Raw genomic sequence first — 19,855 nt, forward strand, 5'->3', positions numbered from 1 at the left:
TTCGGATCTTGCAGGCGTCGGGTATCCGTTTACTCCGGCAATACAGGAAGGGTTCATAGTCGTAACCTCCATATTAGTTTTTTAATTTGGTACTATAGTTTTTGATTCGATAAACAATGAAAAGTTCCGGGGAGTAAGTCACAGCGACACATCGCTACCATGCGATGAACATGTACTCGTTATCTGAGCACACACGAAACCTCTGAACTATGTTTCACTTTGATTAAACTCCGGCTTTTCGTTCAGTTCAGAGGGTGTTGTCGTGAATAACTTTCTTGATATTCATCCGGATGTCACTACCGCTATGACCTCTGGCATCCCTGTTGTAGCACTTGAGTCCGTCGTATTTTCCCATGGACTGCCCTTCCCCCAGAATCTAGAGGTCGCTCTTGAGCTGGAAAAAATACTTCTGGATGAAGGCGTTCAGCCCGCTACTACTGCAATTATCAATGGAAGGATAAAAGCTGGCCTTTCGAAAGGAGAGCTGGAATTTATCACCTCTCAGGATAATTCGATTCACAAAGCAAGCCGAAGAGATCTGGCAGGCTTGATCAGCCACGAATATTCGGGAGGGACCACCGTGGCAGCCACTATGATGATTGCGGCCATGGTTGGGATACGGATAATGGCCACTGGTGGTATTGGCGGTGTCCATAAGCAGGGCGAAAAGACCCTCGATATTTCCGCTGATCTGATCGAGCTGGGTCGAACTCCTGTTGCCGTGGTTTGTGGTGGCCCCAAAGCGATTCTGGACCTGACGAAAACCCTTGAATTTCTCGAAACCCACGGCGTTCCGGTTATTGGCTACCAAACTGACAGACTACCCGCCTATTACAGCCGTGACTCTGACTTGTCGGTTGACTTCAGCGTCAATTCTGCCAAACAGGCGGCTCATCTTATTGAGTGTCAGCTCACTCTGCCAGCGTGCGGAGGCTTGTTGATCTGCAACCCGCTCCCCAAAGAATACGCAATACCCTGGGAAGACGTCTCTCCCAAAGTCGATGATGCTGTTTACCATGCAGAGAAACAAGGCATACACGGTAAAGCCCTGACACCCTTCCTGCTTGAGCACCTCTACCAGCATCATGGTGAGCAGCTGCTGCTGGCGAATCTTTCCATGCTCAGAAATAACACCCGGCTGGCGGCCATGATTGCCCGCCAATTCAATTAATCACTGTAACATCAGGATTGACTGAGCGACCCGACTCAGAACCATGTCGGGCTGCTATCCATTCAAGATCCGTTATGCAAGAATACTTTTCTAAATTCTTTAACTCCATTTATCAGAAATCATTTACATGCCCGATATTTTCGTAGCCGATTATTCGAACCCCGACCATGGCCAGGCCATTATTGAGTTACTCGACCACTATGCCAAAGACCCAATGGGCGGAGGAATGCCATTAAGCACCTTCGCCAGGGGACATCTGATTCAGGAATTAGCAAAACGTCCTTTTGCATTCTCTGTCCTCTGTCTGGTTGATGGGCAACCAGCCGCTCTGGCTAACTGCCTGGAAGGATTTTCCACTTTTGCCTGCAAACCACTGATCAACATCCATGATGTGGTCGTTAATGAGTCATTCAGAGGTCAGAGTCTTTGCAGAAAACTTTTTGAAAAAGTTGAGCAAGTTGCCATAGAAAAAGGGTGTTGCAAAATCACTCTGGAAGTATTGGAAGGCAACCCTGTTGCACAGGCCGCTTACCGGAAGTTGGGCTTCGAAGGTTACGCACTGGATGAACACCTCGGACACGCCTTGTTCTGGGAGAAAAAACTCTGACTTTTCACCTTTCGCTCAAAGGAACAGATATGTCTGGAAAGTACGTTAAAATTGGCCAGAAAAATCGCCTGAAAGTCGTCGATAAAGCAGGCTTCGGTGTATTTCTGGATGGTAGACAGTTTGATGAAATCCTGCTACCCAAAAGACATGTGCCTACAGACTGCACTATTGGGGATGAACTGGATGTCTTTGTCTACCTGGACTCCGAAGACCATCTGATCGCAACGACAGAGACACCTCTGGCCTCTATTGGTGAGTTTGCTGCCCTGCAAGTCAAAGAAGTCAACCAGATTGGCGCCTTTCTCGACTGGAATCTGGGCAAGGATCTACTGGTACCGTTTCGTGAACAAAAAACCCGCATGCGTGAAGGCGGGCGCTATGTTGTTTATCTCTATCAGGATGAACAGACAAAACGCATAGTCGGATCCTCCAAGCTGCACAAGTTTATTGATCGCTCAGCAGGAGAGTATCAAAACAGCCAACCTGTATCCCTCCTGATTCACGACAAAACCGACCTTGGCTACATGGCGATTATCAACAACAAACATCAGGGACTGCTTTTCAGTCAGGAAGTAAACGACTCAGTCAAACTGGGTGATAAAGTACAAGGCTATATCAAGCGTATCAGACCGGATGGGAAAATTGACCTCTGTCTGAAAAAGCCCGGCTTTGACCAAAAAGCGATGGACTCTCTCAGCCAGCAGATCATGGACAAGCTGGAAGCCGCCGGAGGTTTTCTTCCCATGAACGATAAAACCGATCCTGCTGAAATAAAACGGGCCTTTGGAGCCAGCAAACGTGCTTTCAAAATGGCACTGGGTGGATTATACAAGCAGCGTCTTATTCAAATTGAAGCATCAGGTATCCGTAGCTGTCAGTGATTAACCTTCTGACTGCAAACTTTCTATAGCCTGAAAGATGCTGGAAAAATCTTTCTTGCCCATCCCCCCGGAAACATGGCGGTTATAGAGAGAATAAGCAAGGCCACCCAGAGGCGTAACGGCCTCACTGCCACTGGCAGCCGCCATTGCCAACTCAAGATCTTTCAACATCAGTTCACTCATAAAGCCCGGCTCATAGTCTCTGGAAGCCGGAGCATTCGCCATCAGTCCAGGACATGGGTTATACACCTCCAGAACCCAGTTTTTACCCGAGCTGGCCAGCATGATGTCAGAAAGTACGGCAGGATCGAGGCCATTTTTAGCGCCAAGATTAAGCGCCTCTGAGGTACCTATCATCGAGATAGACAGCAACATATTATTACAGGCTTTAGCCACCTGACCCGCACCTGGCCCACCCGCCAGAAAGACATTTTCCCCCATATCCAGCAGTAAAGGTTTCACCTTTTCAAACACTTCAGGATTGGCTGCCCCGCACATAAACGACAGAGTACCTGCTGCCGCGCCGGCAACGCCACCGGACACCGGCGCATCCACCATTGACTTCCCTTTCTCGACGGCAGCCGCCGATAACTTTCTGGCGGTATCCGCATCAATAGTACTGGTGTCGACAAGAATGGCAGAGGCCGGAGCAGAATCCAGCAACCCCTGATCCAGATAAAGACTTTCCACATGCTTGCCAGCGGGCAACATTGAAATAACGAACTCAGCCCCGGAACATGCCTGCTCTGCACTGCCCGAAGCTTTTGCTCCCAAAGCGGTCAGAGCATTGACTGCCTCAGGAACAAGGTCAAATACACTCACATCATGACCACCCCTGACCAGATTAGCTGCCATGGGCGCTCCCATATTGCCAAGGCCGATAAACGCAACCGTTGCCATGATCCGCACTCCCGAGTGTTTGTTGTTGTCATCTCAGCACAATTAAACAGAGTAGTACGTTTATAATATGCAGGATTTCGACTAAAACTAAAACCTGTGTATTTCATGCTGTGAAGACGGCTTCAATGCGTCAGAACCCCTCATTAAAGCCTACTCACTGAACACTTTTCACACGGCCAGGCCAGACGAGACTGCACTTCAGAATGCACTCATCTGCATGTATACAATGCTGATACTTCTGACAATGCCTCTGAGGAAGGTGAATATTCCGGTCGCATACCCTTTAGAGATACAGTTACTGTTTTTTTGTCGAGTACGAATAAATAGCATGTAATTAATTACATCATTGTCTTGATTATCCGGAACAAGATGCACACAATCCGCCAATCATAGTTATTTGTTGTAAACTAAACACGATGCGCAAGTACGAAGATTCTCTACCACTCAAGTTACTCAAGGCCAGAGAGGCAGCCATGAGCTTCTTCCGTCCCATGCTGCAGGAGCACTCCATTACCGAACAGCAATGGCGGGTGATGCGGGTTCTGAACGACGCTGATGAGATGGAAACCAAACAGCTGGCTGATGCTTGCTGCATCCTGAGCCCCAGTCTGACGGGCATTATCCAGCGTCTGGAACAACAGGATTATGTCAGCCGCCGCAAGTCATCAGAAGACCATCGACGCATTTTGGTCAAGGCAACCCCAAAAGCCAGAAAACTCTTGGACGAAATGACCCCTATGGTGGAAAACAGTTATAGCCGTCTTACCCAGGGGTTAAGTCAGGAAAAGATGGAACGGCTGAAAGAGTTACTTGATGAAGTCAGCCTGCTAACCAACTGAGATCCATTATTTTACTTCTACAGGCGACTGAATACCGGCTGCATAACAGCCATTAAAGTACGTTCAGACGTGTGACGGGTGGTAGACTGATCAGATCAGGATTGATTTTTCTTTAGTGAATAAATCAACCAATCCCTTCGGAGTAAAATTATAATGAAAACCGCTCTAAAAAGCGCCGCTCTGTTTCTGGCTATTGGTAGTTCTTTCACTTTTCCTGCTGGCCAGTCTTCTACCGAAGTACTGGCGCACAGCACGACCAGTTGGGATGGTAACTCTCTGAAAGGAGTCAACCTCAAGAACCCTGAAGTCCATGTGCTTCGCATTGCCATTGCCCCACATTCAAGACTGCCTATCCATAAGCACCCTGTTATCAATGCAGGCTACCTGGTTAAGGGTAAGCTCACAGTTGTCCGCTTATCCGATGGCAAGAAACTGGAGCTGAAAGCGGGTGAGGCTTTGGTTGAGATGGTGGATGAATGGCATTACGGCGAAAACAAATCTGATGAGCCTGCAGAAATCATTGTCGTCTACGCCGGTGATGAAGGTCAGGCTATCACGGTGCTAAAAAAAGAAGAACCATAACCGATAGATCCCCGGTTTGGAGAGACTGTCGCGTGGGAACCAACGTTTTGCGACAGCTTCTTAAATTCAATTCCAGTCACCTTGCAGCATGACGAAACTGTCCAAGACAGGCTCCCATATTCTGAGGCTGGCGATACAGTGAATAAGCACTATATCAGTTTGCCCGGGTAAGCCTCGGGCTGCATGAATTCACATCATTTAATACTATGCCAAGAGCTATACCAGAATAGTTTCTCGCCCGGTGCCCGCGGCTTAAGGTCTACACTGAGCAGGCTGCCATAGTTGTTGCTTAAATCCATCTGAGTTCTTCTGGTTACGAAAGGTATGATCAATGAAGAATTACAATATTTTTGCGTTGATAGTCTTTTTGTTGGGGATTTTGGCTGCAGTTAATAGTAACCACCAATACGAAAGCAATGTCGAATTGCTCAAACCCGCCTTTCACTATGGCTTCTGGTCGCTTCTTCCCGGATTAGTAACGATAGCCTTATGCTTGCTCACCAGAGAGCCATTAACAGCCTTGTTGGGCGGCATCATTATTGGTTCAATCATGCTCGGTCGATACGACCTGACTGACAAAGTGATTATTCCCAACTTAGCTAAAGAAGGCACTGCAGCTATATTATTGCTGTATTTGTGGCTTCTTGGCGGCCTCTTGGGGGTTTGGTCTAAAACGGGTGCCGCACAAGCATTTGCCACATTTATGACCAAACACTTTGTAAAGAGCCAACGTTCAGCGAAGCTTGTCGCATGGCTTCTGGGGGTACTGTTTTTTCAGGGGGGGACAATAAGTACAGTGCTGGTAGGCACTACAATACGTCCGATTGCCGACAAAGCCAAAGTCAGCCATGAAGAAATGAGTTACATTGTCGACTCAACAGCATCACCCATCGCTTCTGTATTGGCATTCAACGCTTGGCCTGCCTACGTTCAGGCATTTATTTTTGTGCCAGGCGTGTCATTTCTGGCAACGGAAGCAGATCGTTTAGCTTTTTTCTTTAGCAGTATTCCTTTCAGTTTTTACAGCATTTTGGCTGTTACAGGAACACTTTTACTGTGCCTGAATATTACTTGTTTTTCTGGGAACCTCATGAGACAGGCTAATAAAAGAGCAATGGAAACGGGTCAGTTAGACGCTGAAGGTGCACAACCACTTAGCTCAACAGAATTGCAAACGCCCAACGTTCCCGATCATTACAACCCGCATGTTCTGGAATTCATTATTCCTCTGGTCAGTCTGATTGGTATCGCTGTCCTGACGTTCGTTTATTTGGGTACTCCAAAAGTAAACTGGGCCTTCGGAACCGCTCTGTTGCTATCTGCTACCATTGCCCTGGTCAAAGGCATGTCATTGGCCAATGTCATTGAAGGTTTTGGTGATGGATTAAAAGGTGTGGTGGTTGCTTCAGTCATCCTGATGCTCGCCATGATCATTGGCAGTATCAGCAAGGAAGTTGGCGGCGGGTCCTATGTAGTGTCAATATTTGGTGAACAACTTCCCTTTTGGTTATTACCGGTTATTTTACAACTGGTTACTATGGCCATTGCTTTTTCAACGGGTACAAGCTGGGGAACCTATGCGATCACCTTCCCTCTCGCCATGCCTCTGGCCTGGGCCATTGCACAATCACAGTCATTAGCCAATCCAGAGCTGTTCATGATGATATGTTTTGCCACAGTGTTAAATGGAAGCGTGTTCGGCGATCAATGTTCACCCATATCCGACACGACTATATTAAGCTCGATGACCACAGGGTGCGATCTGATGGATCATGTGAAGTCTCAGATCATTCCAGCAATATTTGCTGCTTCGTTAGCCGCTTGTTTATGGACGGCAACTGCCTACTTTTTTGCATAGGTTTTTTGATTAAGAAAATACGTCTTGCAGATTACTCTTGCGTTTACATCTCGAATGTAAACGTTGATTTAAGGTGCTCACTGGTGCAGCAACTCAGGTGCGTTAAATGAGTTTAAGAAAACTCTTTTTTGTATTAGTTTTTTTTATACCAATACCTGTATACGCTTACCAGGTCTATAAGGTTGTGACTCCTTTCCCTTACCGATCATGCTCTTGTGAGACAGCAACCATTTTCAAAATAGATGATCTACATTATATGGCACACAGGTGTGGTGGGAGCTATCTAACCCGTCAGATTAATGTCGAAAGCTTTGACGTTGAAGCCCAAACGTTTCAAATTCGCGTTGGTTTCAGTCGCTATGAAGTTGTCATTCTTGAACATGAATCAAAACGAGAAGATTCAGCCAGACCACAATCCAGGTGTGTCAGATGAGTTTAAGATCCCTCTTTTTTGCATTAGTTTTTCTTATATCATTACCTGTCCACTCATACGAAGTGTATAAGATTACGTCCCCTTATGAATCATGCTCTTGTGAGCCGGCAACCATCCACAAAAGATGTGGTGAATATTTAATAGAATACAAGTATGGAGATAGATATCTTGTCAGCAATGTGGCCATCGTAAGTTATGATTTTGAAGCTCAAACACTTCGAATTCGTATTGGTTTAGAAGAGTTTGAAGTGACAATTCTTGAACATTTTTCAATGTGAGAGTAGTGAAGAAGGTCTGAAAGCACTGGAGAACAGCGTCACAGTTGCTACATTATTATTGCCAATGGCTTTTTATTTTCTGATGGAATCCCGGCTCTCTCCAATTGGAAAACGTCGAATGTCAGACATACCCATGGCGTTGGCAGCCTTCTTCACTGTTGATAGACTTTCGCTCACGCTCCGTAACGTTGAAGTCAGACGATGCCAGAAGCCTGAAACAAAAACAGCTTTGAACCGGTCGCCGCCTCCCCGGATCACTGAAAGCTGCTGAAGCCCTGGGGGGGCGGTATTCCAGAGTAAGAGTGCCCACTTCTCATGTCTGAGTTAAAACCTGTAGAAACCAATGTCTGGAACGGCCGGGAAGATTACGACGGCGACCCGCAGCAGACACAACGCTGGCACCAGAAAGTTAAACCCTACTCAGAACACTCAGGCTCCAGTGGTCTGGTGCTAATCGGGCTGGCCAGCGACGAAGGTGTCAGGCGTAATCATGGCAGAGTGGGTGCTGCCAATGGCCCGGACCTGATTCGAAAATGCCTCGCCAATCTTCCCTGGAATCGAGACGATGGACTTTATGATCTGGGCAACGTTCACTGTCAGGATGGCGACCTGGAAAGCGCACAGGATCAATTCAGCCAGGCGCTGGTGAAAGCGCTCAGGGATGGCATGCTACCAGTCGGCCTGGGGGGTGGACACGAAATAGCCTGGGGGAGTTTTAAAGGGCTGGCAGACTTTCTTATCCACGATCACAAGACCCTCAAAGGATTGAATATTGGTGTGATCAATTTCAATGCCCACTTTGATCTGAGAAAGCCAGAGAAAGGAGCCAGTTCCGGAACCCCCTTCTGGCAGATGGCTCAGTTCTGCGAGCATCAGAATCTTGACTTTCACTGTATGTGTCTTGGCATCAGCCGCAGCAGTAACACTCAGGCGCTGTTCGAACGGGCTGATGAGCTGAATGTAGCCTATATCACCGATGATCAGGTTCATAGAGATAATCTCGATTTTCTGATCGAAGAACTGACGTGTTTCACCTCTATGGTGGATCATGTTTGTTTAACCATTGATCTTGATGCTTTTCCCTCTTACCAGGCTCCGGGGGTGAGTGCTCCGGCGGTAAGGGGAATTCCCCTGGACCTAACGGCAACCCTTCTGCAGACCATCAAGGAATGTGCGAAAGTACGGGTGATAGATGTTGCTGAATACAACCCTGAGTTTGATCATGATCTGCGTACAGCAAGGCTGGCTGCCTGGTTGATTAACCAGCTCACCGATCAACCGAATGAATAACAAAGGGTGCACATGCTGAGGGAGCGCAGCTACTATTTCGCCTTAACAGCGTAGAAACATTGTGCGAAAATCATGCTTTCCGGATAAACACTATATGAGCGTAAAATGGAGAAACCCCGTCTTATTTGGGTGACCACGTTACTTTTTTCACTAACGTTTTTAGCCATGGTCACCCTTGTTCCCTGGTACGGTTTTACCCATGGTTTTGAACTCCGTGAATGGATCGTTGCAGGATTAATCCTTATGTTTAATGGTACAGCCATTACTGCTGGCTACCATCGGCTATGGTCTCACAAGACCTATGAAGCCCACTGGTCACTGCGTCTCTGGTTTGCAATCTGGGGTGCCATGGCGATTCAGAACAGCATCATGAACTGGACATCAGGTCATCGCCGCCACCATGCGTTTGTCGACGATCACCACAAAGACCCTTACTCTGCCAGTCGTGGTTTCTGGTTCTCCCACATTGGCTGGATGCTTCGGGACTACGATCCAAAGGCCAGTGATTTTTCTAATATCAAAGACCTGCAAAGAGACCCTATTGTCGTCTGGCAACAGAAATACTACGTGCCACTGGTTCTGTTGATGAATCTGGGTGTGCCAACGCTGGCAGGTTTCCTGATGGGCGATGTTATTGCCATGATACTTCTGGGCGGCGTATTGAGGCTGGTACTGAGTCATCACTTTACTTTTTTTATTAACTCTCTGGCTCATATCTGGGGCAAACGACCTTACACCGACAAAAATACCGCCCGGGATAACGGTATCCTGGCTCTGGTGACTTGGGGTGAGGGCTATCACAACTACCACCATATTTTTCAGTATGACTACCGCAACGGCATTCGCTGGTGGCATTTTGATCCAACCAAGTGGCTGATCTTCGGCTTCTCAAAAATCGGCCTGACGGGCAAACTGAGACGAGTCAGCGATTACCGGATTGAAAAAGCCCGGATCGATATGCAGTACAAATATGCCAGCCAGAGACTGACCTGCCAGATTGCCCTGCAAAAGCTGGAAGAGCAGTATGAAGTGGTGAGCAGCACCTGGCACGACTGGAACAAGCTTCGCCAGAAGTGGGTTGAGCACAAAGCAGAAGAGCTTAAACAGAACTGGGAAAACTCAGAGCTTCATAAGCAATATGAAGAGATGAAATCTTCCATGCAAGAGCAACAAAAACGCTGGCAGCTTGCCCGTGCAGGCCTGTTAACCTGATGATCAAAATCTACGAGTAGAGCTCAGCGTTGTTCCGTTCGCACTGAGCCTGTCGATGTGCGGTGCCACAATCGTTCGGCAAGTTCAGGACGAACGATTGTGTATCTCTTTCAGCGTCTGGCTGCACTGACACCTCACCAATGGAGGTCACTTTCCACTCGCTCATCACAGCCCTTGCAGACTTCAACCTCCCATAAGCCACCATCCTCAGAAGCATCGACAATGGGTCGATACCTCTGATCTGCAGTGTTCAAGATTTCGCTCAAACTCACTTCAGCATCCAAACCAAAAAGAAATTAAACATTTACAATCATATTCGGAGAAAGACTGGTCTAATCTGGAGAGTTCATAAATATAATTTTTTGACCGTTCAAGCACATACATGACATTGGGTAGCAAAGCCGAAGGGAAACTGTCTAAAGGTAAGGCTAAAGGCTAGGCATCAATAAATAACGACTGAACTATCTGCGGTAAATTGGCTAAATTATTGTCGAGATCCATGGCTCTTCTGGGAAAGATCACGGTTTATGTGCTCTTCCTTGGCCTGTTTCTGCCCCGTAATAACTGGGACAAATATCCCAATTTCATGGCTATCGCTCTTCTCACTTTTTCGGTAGCTCCATCTGCCTCGGGCAGCCTTTTGGAAAATGTCGAACAGGTCAAGAAGTATGAAAGTTATTTCAAAATGCTGGGAGAAATTGCCCAAAGCACCAGAGACACCTCTGCTATGCGGAATCAATATTGGCGAGTCCATATAGTGCGTTCCCGAACAGATAGCAGAGAATATATGCTAATCGACTCTGAACTGAGTTCAACCCCCATAGGTAGCCCCTTGATGGGATCACCTGTCTTACCAGACAACCCTGAAGTACACCCCTTCTCCATGAGCAATCCATTTCCGGAAGGCAGTCTACAGTTTACTTCCTGGCACATTGACTACGACAATGAGGCTTTGGTCACTGGTCCGCCATTTCAGAGAGTCGATCTTTCTACCTTTAAGCAACTACCAGCAGGAGGTAATCCCTTTACGTTCAGACCGGATGAAGAGACCTTGCTCAGTGTAAGAATGAGGGTGCAGAATCGTAAAAGTGGTGACCCTCAGCCCAAGCAGAGAACGTTTATTCTTGTGCCTAACCATGACGTACCCACTGCTGAAACAAGGTTCGACTCAAAGAACAAACTCAAACAAACCTTTTTCTGCCACTATATCAACAGTCAAAACTCAACTTGTGAGGTCTGCGTGGAGTTTGAGACTCTGGAAGATGAAAAGAGCATTCACGATCTGAGGACAGCCAGCCACTTTTATGACCAGAGTAGTGTTTTCAATAATCCTGTTGAAAAACAGGTGTCAGACACCTCTGCTTACCCGGTGACAGATGATGACTATCAGAAGTTCCTTGAGGTCTTTGAGCAAAATGTCCAAGGTGAATTCCTAAACGTACAGGATGGCGTCAGCGTAGACGTGTCTTCGGAGTACGAATCTATAGGACAGGCCCATGCAAGGGTGATTGGAAGAGGCCAGTTTTCCGTCGTTTTCACCCTGGATAATGTTCTCCCCGGGCTGGCTCTGCGACGTTTCCCCGGTTACATAAACAGAAGGGACGCCGATAACTTTCTGCTAACCCACGAAGCGGCCCTGAAGCTCTACAGGGAGTTGGGCGTCAACCTGGAACCCACCCGACTCTTGCGCATCAGAGCCGGAGAGGGATACTCCATCTATATGATCCAGCGTCATCTCAGAAAAGATCAACTGGCCGAAAATTTCATCGAAGGTCTGCTTGACTTTGGACCTGATGAAATTGCCATGTCAATCAAATCTCAGGACAGCACGGAAGAAGTTCACGAAATGAGCTACGCAGAAGCGGTCAGCCGCATTCTGCACGCAGTGATCGCTGCCATCTATAACAACCTGGAAAAACTGGGCAATGAAAATAGTGCCCATAGAATCTGCTGCGATGCCAAACCCGATAATTTTGCCGTCAGCTTTGCCTATCGCAAAGAGTGGAAAAGGCGCAATCTCTACCTCCGTGACGTGGTCACTCATGCTGACCTGACTGATTTCCACCCTTGCTCTCTGGTCTTGTTCGATCAATTGCTTTTCGATGGCGGCCCTGAAGCCGCAATGCTTAGCAAGATTCTAGGCTACAACCCCTACCGGGTGTATCAGGAAAAGATTAAAAGCTGGGCTGATGCTAAAAAGCTGATTATTAAATCTCTGGCAAACATTGCCTATCACGCTGGCGATATGGCATATGACATCATGCCTGAGCTGATAGACCGAACGCGTCTGATGCTTGTGGATGAGTGGCAATCCACTCCGGAACTCCGCCGACGCTATATGGACTATCTGTATCAGAGACCCATTTCAAGCACTGATGCCAGCAAACTACCGCTGGAACGCCTGTTCTTTGATCCCGATGAGATTTCGGCTGAAAGTGTAATTCAGTATCGAAACGATAGCTCTGGAAATAATCTCAAGCTAAAGCTTCACCATTACCTTTTGAAACTGGCCAGGGAGATGCGGCCAGAGCAGTTTCATCATCAGCTCTATCTACCCGTTGACTATCAACAGGACTGGTGGTTGCGCATCGTAGACAAAAAATACCGGGAAGCCTTTTCAAAAGCGCTGGCACGTCGCTTTTCTGAACTCGATGCCAATGAGGCTAACGGTAGTGAGCCCACTGTAGTGGCCAGCGAATCCCTGAGAACACTGGTGAATTCGGTAGCGGCCGATCGCACATTGGTCGATGAGGCTAAGTTAAGTCAGCTTATCAACTGGCACGTCGTTGCCGGCAAGATACCCGGGCATGCAAACGAACAGAGAAAAAAACATGAGAGAACCTTAAGAAGAATCGAGAGGGACTACCTCATTCGAAGAGTCAACCGTTTTTACTCAAACCGACTCCAAAGTCTGCATATGACGACTGGGCCAGACTCGGCAGTTGCCGAGTTATTTGATGAACATCCGACTGAGGCCAATGAAATTATTGAAGAAAGCCTGAAAGCCTTTAAAAATGGATTCAGCAAGTTACAACAGCTTTTCTGGCTTCACCTGGTCAACCAACACCAGCTGCCCCTGCCAGAAGATGAGCAGCAACAGCTCGATAAAATCACTAAGGATGAATGGATTCAACAGGTCAACCAGAAGTATTCAGACAAAATCAGAACTGCCCTGAACAGGGCATTTGGACAAAAATCTTTCGAAGACAAAATACGCCTGTTAGCAAACAACTCCATGCTTGAAATACTCATCCGGGAAATTTTATCCGATACCGGTATTCCTTTGTTTTCTGGTGAAAAAGCCTCTGCCACAGGGCAGCAGCCAGAGGATAGGCCCCTTGATGAAACAGACTTTGCAGCTCTGCCGGCAACAAGACTGAAAAAAAACAGTACTTCTTTCAGCCAACAATCAACACACATTGAACTGACCCAGCCAACCGCGGACAGCCAACTGCTGTCAACCGGTTACTCTTTCGGTACTCTTACCCGAAAAAGCCTTACCGAACTGATGAAAAAATGGGGGATTTACCCCATGGACATTGTACAGGCAGAAGCTACAACCTTTCCTGAAGCCTATAGCCGACTGAGATCCCAAAACTGGGCCAGGGCTCTGGAAAATCTTAACCTTTTATTTCCTGTCTCTGTCGTTTACCCACTGCCAGAGACAGTCAGATTGCGTTTTAAACCCCGTGTTTATGAACGCCAATTCCTGGCCAGAGAGCTCAGATTAATACCCAGTCATGACAAAGTGCAGTTTCCAAGTTACACCCACAGGGACACACTGATTCAAGCGATCAAGGAGGTCATGGGGCACAGAACCCCAAGTCGCGAATCAAAGCCTCTGGTGATTATTGACCTTTCCTCCTCTGTCGATGAAATGATAACCGATACCGCTCATCACTCCACCCCTCCCCCCTCACCTCCCAGAATCATTGTGATTCAATCAATCCTGAGTCGTGCCGGGGCCAGAGAATTGCGTCAGGTAAAACAAGTGACCGTCCCCCTTGCACATTTAAATCAATGGATTCGTGAGAACAGGAAGTACGACTACCTTCTCAGAGTCTTGAGAGTACAAAATGACGATCAGTGGTTCACCCTGAAACTTCCTGAATCCGTTAAAACCAAAAAAGACAAAAAAGCTAAAAGAAGTGCTTACGCTGTCAGGCAGGCAATCCAGTGGCAATCATCGACACCCCCGACTTTGCAGCCGTCCCGTACAAAACGGATCAAACTGGAAAACCTCTCCCTGAATCCTCGTGAACAGATGGAGCTGATGCAACAGGGAATCACGGAACTGTCACAGGCAGAATTGACCCGGTACAGGGATCATCAAGCAGCAGTCCAGGCAAAACTGCATCAGGCAGAAGAGCAAGCGCTCAATGCTTTGAAATCACAATGGTGCCAGGTTCATAGCGTAGCGGCAGACCACTTCTGTCTGTATAACAGTCTGGTTCACTTATTAAACATGAGGCCGGAAAGTGCTGGAAAGCTGATCGACCATATCATATCCCTGCTAAAAAAACTGGTATTGACTATGCCTTATGCCAATCATGGCGTTCATGGTTACATTGTTGGCGGTTTATTTCGAAACATTATTTTTCTGGCTTTAAAAAATGATGCTACGAGAAATAATCTCTCGTTCCAGCTCAGAAACCTGCTCGCCAATGGCAACCCCTGGCTAAAAAGTCTGCTCAAACGACTCTTACGGAAACTTCCACGACACCTGCCAGTGGACTACAACCACATTCTGAATAACCTGGACCAGATGGACATTGATAGCCAATGGAGTCTCCTGAATCAGCTGATCATCAATGCTGGTAATAGTACAGCTTTTGATCTTGTATTGGCTGACTTGATTAACCAATTGGCGGTAGTGGCAGGTCAAACCCAACACGAGTACCTGATACATGATCTGGTTCAGCAACTGAGTCAACAATCGCATCAAGATAGTCTTGTGTTAACGCCTCACATGTTATTTCTTGGACTTGGAGCCCAAGCCCTTAACCATCTCATGAACAACCCCAGCCTGGCTGGTTTCCAGATGCTTGAGGGCCTCATGCCCTTTCAGCCGGGACAGCACATGTGGGGAGATTCCAATGTAGTAGAACACCTCTTGATGCCTTTGCTTCAGGCAGCCAATACGCCGTTGAATGTGATGATTGTAACGCCTGCTATTCACAACCCCCAGGAACCACTGGGAGCTATGTTAATTGCGGCAACGGCTGGCCACCCGGATCTGGAAGTAATGCCAGTGCCCAGTCATGATCAACTACAGATCATGCAATGGCTAAACGATCCGGACACATTGACGCTATTCCATGGCGGCCTGGAAGCGCCACTACTTCCCCGGAATATTATCAATGTTGGAAATCACTGGCACCCTGTTGTGCCAACATATGCCTCAGCGGCAAATCTGATGTTATATCCTGTCACCTCGCCCCAGCTCAATCTCCCCGCGACAACAGCATCGGGCCACCCATCTCTAAAGCATTCAGTACAGCCAACCATTCTCATAAAAGCCGGGTCTGAATCGTCAATCCCCCCCCCCCGAGGCTACAGCTTTCTCCTCTGTCAATGATGGAATGAACATCTTTCTGGATAACCTGCCTCCGAACTTTGGAAATCTGATGGCAACAGCGTCCTCAGTTAGAACGGAAGATCTACACAAACAAGTCAAACAGCAGTCCGATGAAGTCGAAGCAGGGCTTGAAGCTTTCAGCCAGTGCATTCAAGGTACAACCGGGATAACTTGCAGCCGACTTGAAGTAACATACTGGATTCGCTGGCTGGTGATTATTATGGCTCTGGTCATGAGCAATGTCTCAAGTAGTTGATCGGATCGAAACATTCACCCGGCAACTTTATCTCCCTTAGCTATCCTGAACAGGTTGCTAAGATTTTGCTTGAGGCAGGGCGTGGTCAAACCCTCTATTCGAAAAAAAATCATTCTTTTCACAGTGGTTCCCGTTACACTCTTCTATAACTTGCTGAGTGCATTGCATATTTATACCTCTTTCAAGGAATCCTCCCATGAAATTGAGATACAGATGCGCAATAACATTGTGCACTTTGCCCGTGCCCTGGATGCCTACACTCAGGAAATCATGTCCCAGGCAACAGCCCAGGTTCGTTTATTACAGACCGAAACCTACCCAACTTACCCGCTGCTTCACAGCATTCTGGCTTCCAGCCCCTTCCTGACCAGAGTCTGCTGGATCGATACTAAAAAAACGGTCACTTCAGCCTGTATCAATAAACGCAAAAACAAAGCAGAACCCACCCGACTGGCAGCACTCCCCCCGACTGAACTTGGCAAAAGCTGGCAGCAGCTTCTCAGACCCAATGACTACTGGAGCAAGCTCTATAGGGATGTCAAAACCGGAAAGAGGCTGGTCAGCTTTATTGTACCCAGCGCTCAACCGGGCGATGGGCATCTGCTTAAACTGGATGTTGATATCAACGGTATGGTCCACGATGTCATTAACCCCAAGCTATTTGAAGGACGCAATATCGGAATCAACCTCTGGAAATTCAATATGGTCGACCGCAGCGGTGATTACCTGTACAGTGACAGCACTCAGGCGAACCGCTTTGGTCATAAAAACCTGCGCCAAACCGGCGAAGTATACGGTATTGAAGGATTTGGTAATAAGATCGAACAGTGGGTTGATTCCGGTCGCGCCGAAACCTTCCGGGCCTGGCTCCCCAACCCTCAGTATCAAAAAGAATACTGGTTCTTCGGTGCCCCGGTTTCTTCTTCCCAGTGGTGGCTTTATACCTCAGTCAGTCGACAGCACGCTCTCCAGGGTGTGTTCAATATAGCCCTGCTGGACATTGCTATCATGCTGATCTCCCTGCTCTTGATCCTCGGTGGCATCTGGTATGCCTCCAAAAAAATCACCTCCCCCCTGATTACTCTGAAATCCTGCATGGACACCTTTATCGAACATCATAAGCTTGTGGAACTACCCGATACCCATTCCAGAGACGAAGCTGGCTCACTGGCCCGTTCATTCGTCAAACTGACTCAGTGGCTTGATGCCAGAGACCATGCCCTGCACCAGGCCAGAGCCAACAATATGGGGCATATCGTTCAGGGATTAAAAGGACGCTACTTTTATTTCCAACTCGACACTGACGGTAAGATTGTCCATATCAGCCGTTCGGTAAAATCGGTCCTGGGCTTCCGTAGTGAGGAGTTTTCCGGCCCATTGGAGAATTTTTTGAGCCATGATCCGGGCAATTGCGCCTTCAAAGTCAATTTTCAGAAGGTACTGCGAGGTGAGCCGGTAGAAGCTTTCGAACTGGATATCCAGAATAAACAGGGGCAGTCACGAAGGATTGAGCTTTTTTGGAACGCCATGACTTCCGGGCAGCAAAGAGTGATTGAAGGACTGGCCAATGATGTGACTGAGCGGGTCAGTGACACCCTTAAATTCAAGGCTCTGCTGAATTCTGCACCGGATGCCATGATTATCCTGAATCCGGATGGCATTATTGTCATGGTCAATTCCAGAGCGGTCGAACTGCTGGGTTTTCTGCGGGATGATCTGATCAATATGCCCCTTTCTCTGCTTGTTCCTCCTCAATCACGGGAGAACCATCCTCTGATCAGCCCTCTGCTGGACAGGGCCTGGAAACAAACACAACTGTTCCGTCAGGAAACAGAAGCCGTTGACCGACATGGACGCACCTTTCCTGCTGAGTTAACCAGTAATCCACTGATTACCCGCGATGGTATTCTTATATCCGTTGTCATCAGAGATATCACGGAAAGTAAACAGATTGAGCAGGCCCTGCTGACAGCAAGGGACGAAGCCATTACCGCCAGTCGCTCAAAAAGCCTGTTCCTGTCCTGCATGAGTCATGAGTTACGAACACCATTGAACGGTGTCATTGGCTATGCGCAGGTTTTACAGCGATCAGGAGGACTGAACCCCGGACAACACCGGAAGCTGGCCATACTTGAACGGTGCGGACAACACCTGCTGACTTTGATTAACGACATTCTTGATCTCACAAAAATTGAAACTCAGGGCGTCGATTTGCACCCGGTATCGGTTAACCTCAGACAGTTGCTGCTGGAAACCCGGGAGTTGTTTGTCCCAAGGGCAGAGCATAAAGACTTACAGCTAATATTGAACATTGACGAGCAAGTCCCGGATTGGATAGAGGTGGATGATGTCAAGCTAAGACAAATTTTGACCAACCTTCTGGGTAATGCCATCAAATACACAGAAGAAGGCTCCGTTGAAATCCTTATTAGTGTGAAGGATGAGCGACTCTGCTTTTCAGTGAAAGATACCGGTGTTGGCATTGATCCGGAAAATTTTGAAATTATCTTTGACCCCTTCAGGCAATTAGATGAAAGCCTGAAGTCAGGGGGCACAGGATTGGGTCTGGCCATTAGCCGACACCTGGTTAAAGCCATGGGAGACGACCTGACGGTTACCAGCCACGTCGGCCAGGGCAGCAGCTTCAGGTTTTCAATCCCGTTGAAAGAAGTTCCGGCACTGGACACCGATAACGTCTTTTCTTCCGATCAGGTGGAACTGATACTTGCTGACAATCAGACCTATACCGCACTGATTGTTGATGATCTGGAAATAAACCGTGACCTGCTCAAGGTCATTATGGAAGAAGCCGGCTTTAAAACGCTGGAAGCCTGTGATGGACTGGAAGCCCTGGCCTGCCTCGAAACCCGGAAACCCGAACTGGTCATGATGGACATCAGAATGCCCAGAATGGATGGGATAGAAACTTTGAAACATATTCGTCTGAATCCCGAGCTGAAAAATCTGAAAGTAATCGCTGTGACTGCCAGCGCAGGCTCTGACATCCATACGCGCCTGAAGCAGAAAGGATTTGATGGTGTCCTGGCCAAACCCTTCAAGGTGAATTATCTCCTACAAGTAGTGGCCAGCCATTTGAAACTGAATATCAGAAAATCACGAGTAGCCACCGACAAAGCGGAAGTTTCAGAATTGCCAAAACTGGATGAGACTCATAAAAAAGCATTGCTCAGAAAAGTCTCCCAGGTCCTTGAGTTTGGTGATATACAAGAACTGACGTCTATAACAAATGAATTCAAAGAAGCACACTTGCAAACGTATTGTCAGTATCTTCTGCAAATAGCCGAAGCCTGTGACATGGACGAGCTGGAAAAGTTCTACGAGCAACTGCAGAGTCAGTCTGACAAAAGCCCGGCCTGAGAGTGCAAATTACTACAACAGCACTCAGTATTAACCTATACTGCGCCATTATTTACCCCATCGAGAAACCCATGAATTCAACCTCAATTATTCAGGAAATTCAGGATAAACTGACTCTCACCCTGAAAGACATCTATGCACTGGCACTCAGTGCCGATGAACAGCTGGAAATTCTGCAAAAAGAAGAGAAAGGCAAGTTTTCTGCCATTTTTCAGCAGGACGCAGGTTTCAGTGCCTCCGCTAACCGTTTTCTGCCCTACCTGATCGAATTAAATGAGGAGATCCAAAGCCTGCCCATCATGGAACCCGAAAACCAGAAAGATAAGATCCAGGGCATTATGAAGAAGATGAGAATGATACACGAAGTGCTGGCCAGATTTCACAGCATCAAAGACGAAACGCTGCACTGAGCCCGAGAGGACTGAGTTCCCCAGCTTCGGCCGTAGCGAATCTGTCTCAGATACCCCTTGCAAAATACGGCCGCCAAGGTAATATACGGCGACGTCAACGGGGCACTTCCAGATCCTCGGAAGCGTAGTCGGAGCGTAGCGCAGCCTGGTAGCGCACCACAATGGGGTTGTGGGGGTCGGAG

At 47.7% G+C, this 19,855-nt stretch carries 15 protein-coding genes; 14 read left to right on the plus strand and 1 reads right to left on the minus strand.

Annotation, left to right across the window (positions count from 1 at the left end; all coding sequences use genetic code 11):
- Positions 1 to 262 precede the first annotated feature (262 nt).
- The 3 genes from KDK19_RS00150 (at position 263) to KDK19_RS00160 (ending at position 2,659) form a co-directional block, all read left to right on the plus strand.
- A complete protein-coding gene (locus KDK19_RS00150; protein ID WP_257279957.1) occupies positions 263 to 1,171 on the plus strand; it encodes a pseudouridine-5'-phosphate glycosidase in 909 nt (302 codons plus the stop codon).
- A gap of 127 nt (positions 1,172 to 1,298) precedes the next feature.
- Complete coding sequence (locus tag KDK19_RS00155) at positions 1,299 to 1,778, plus strand: GNAT family N-acetyltransferase (protein ID WP_257291084.1); 480 nt, start codon at positions 1,299 to 1,301, stop codon at positions 1,776 to 1,778.
- 29 nt (positions 1,779 to 1,807) lie between these two features.
- Complete coding sequence (locus tag KDK19_RS00160) at positions 1,808 to 2,659, plus strand: S1 RNA-binding domain-containing protein (protein ID WP_257275574.1); 852 nt, start codon at positions 1,808 to 1,810, stop codon at positions 2,657 to 2,659.
- On the opposite strand, the gene mmsB is transcribed toward KDK19_RS00160, so the two are convergent.
- On the minus strand, positions 2,660 to 3,559 hold the full coding sequence (gene mmsB / locus KDK19_RS00165) for a 3-hydroxyisobutyrate dehydrogenase (protein ID WP_257275575.1): 900 nt from the start codon (positions 3,557 to 3,559) through the stop codon (positions 2,660 to 2,662).
- A 416-nt stretch (positions 3,560 to 3,975) separates the two neighbouring features.
- On the opposite strand from mmsB, the gene hpaR reads away from it, so the two are divergent.
- The 11 genes from hpaR to KDK19_RS00220 all read left to right on the plus strand — a co-directional run bounded on the left by hpaR (position 3,976) and on the right by KDK19_RS00220 (position 19,673).
- A complete protein-coding gene (gene hpaR, locus KDK19_RS00170; protein ID WP_257279960.1) occupies positions 3,976 to 4,398 on the plus strand; it encodes a homoprotocatechuate degradation operon regulator HpaR in 423 nt (140 codons plus the stop codon).
- 153 nt (positions 4,399 to 4,551) lie between these two features.
- Positions 4,552 to 4,980 (plus strand): cupin domain-containing protein, encoded by a 429-nt coding sequence (locus KDK19_RS00175; RefSeq protein ID WP_257275546.1) that lies wholly within the window; start codon positions 4,552 to 4,554, stop codon positions 4,978 to 4,980.
- Positions 4,981 to 5,311: 331 nt separating this feature from the next.
- A complete protein-coding gene (locus KDK19_RS00180) occupies positions 5,312 to 6,838 on the plus strand; it encodes a Na+/H+ antiporter NhaC family protein (protein WP_257275547.1) in 1,527 nt (508 codons plus the stop codon).
- Positions 6,839 to 7,267: 429 nt separating this feature from the next.
- On the plus strand, positions 7,268 to 7,549 hold the full coding sequence (locus KDK19_RS00185) for a hypothetical protein (RefSeq protein WP_257287388.1): 282 nt from the start codon (positions 7,268 to 7,270) through the stop codon (positions 7,547 to 7,549).
- A complete protein-coding gene (locus KDK19_RS00190; RefSeq protein ID WP_257275548.1) occupies positions 7,530 to 7,820 on the plus strand; it encodes a hypothetical protein in 291 nt (96 codons plus the stop codon). The genes KDK19_RS00185 and KDK19_RS00190 overlap by 20 nt, the downstream gene beginning before the upstream one ends.
- 44 nt (positions 7,821 to 7,864) lie before the next feature.
- Positions 7,865 to 8,839: a formimidoylglutamase gene (gene hutG, locus KDK19_RS00195; protein WP_257275549.1), complete on the plus strand. Its 975-nt coding sequence runs from the start codon at positions 7,865 to 7,867 to the stop codon at positions 8,837 to 8,839.
- A 105-nt stretch (positions 8,840 to 8,944) separates the two neighbouring features.
- The gene (locus KDK19_RS00200; RefSeq protein ID WP_257275551.1) at positions 8,945 to 10,051 is read left to right on the plus strand and encodes a fatty acid desaturase; all 1,107 of its coding nucleotides are present in this window, start codon (positions 8,945 to 8,947) and stop codon (positions 10,049 to 10,051) included.
- Positions 10,052 to 10,538: 487 nt separating this feature from the next.
- Positions 10,539 to 15,629, plus strand: coding sequence for a hypothetical protein (locus KDK19_RS00205; protein ID WP_257291085.1), 5,091 nt, complete (start codon positions 10,539 to 10,541; stop codon positions 15,627 to 15,629).
- 4 nt (positions 15,630 to 15,633) lie between these two features.
- On the plus strand, positions 15,634 to 15,885 hold the full coding sequence (locus KDK19_RS00210) for a hypothetical protein (protein ID WP_257275554.1): 252 nt from the start codon (positions 15,634 to 15,636) through the stop codon (positions 15,883 to 15,885).
- An 81-nt stretch (positions 15,886 to 15,966) separates the two neighbouring features.
- Complete coding sequence (locus KDK19_RS24210) at positions 15,967 to 19,263, plus strand: PAS domain S-box protein (RefSeq protein WP_257275555.1); 3,297 nt, start codon at positions 15,967 to 15,969, stop codon at positions 19,261 to 19,263.
- A 71-nt stretch (positions 19,264 to 19,334) separates the two neighbouring features.
- A complete protein-coding gene (locus tag KDK19_RS00220; protein ID WP_257275556.1) occupies positions 19,335 to 19,673 on the plus strand; it encodes a hypothetical protein in 339 nt (112 codons plus the stop codon).
- The last annotated feature ends 182 nt before the right edge of the window (positions 19,674 to 19,855 follow it).

Origin of the sequence: Endozoicomonas sp. ONNA1 (assembly GCF_024606325.1) — a bacterium.
Classification (GTDB): domain Bacteria; phylum Pseudomonadota; class Gammaproteobacteria; order Pseudomonadales; family Endozoicomonadaceae; genus Endozoicomonas_A.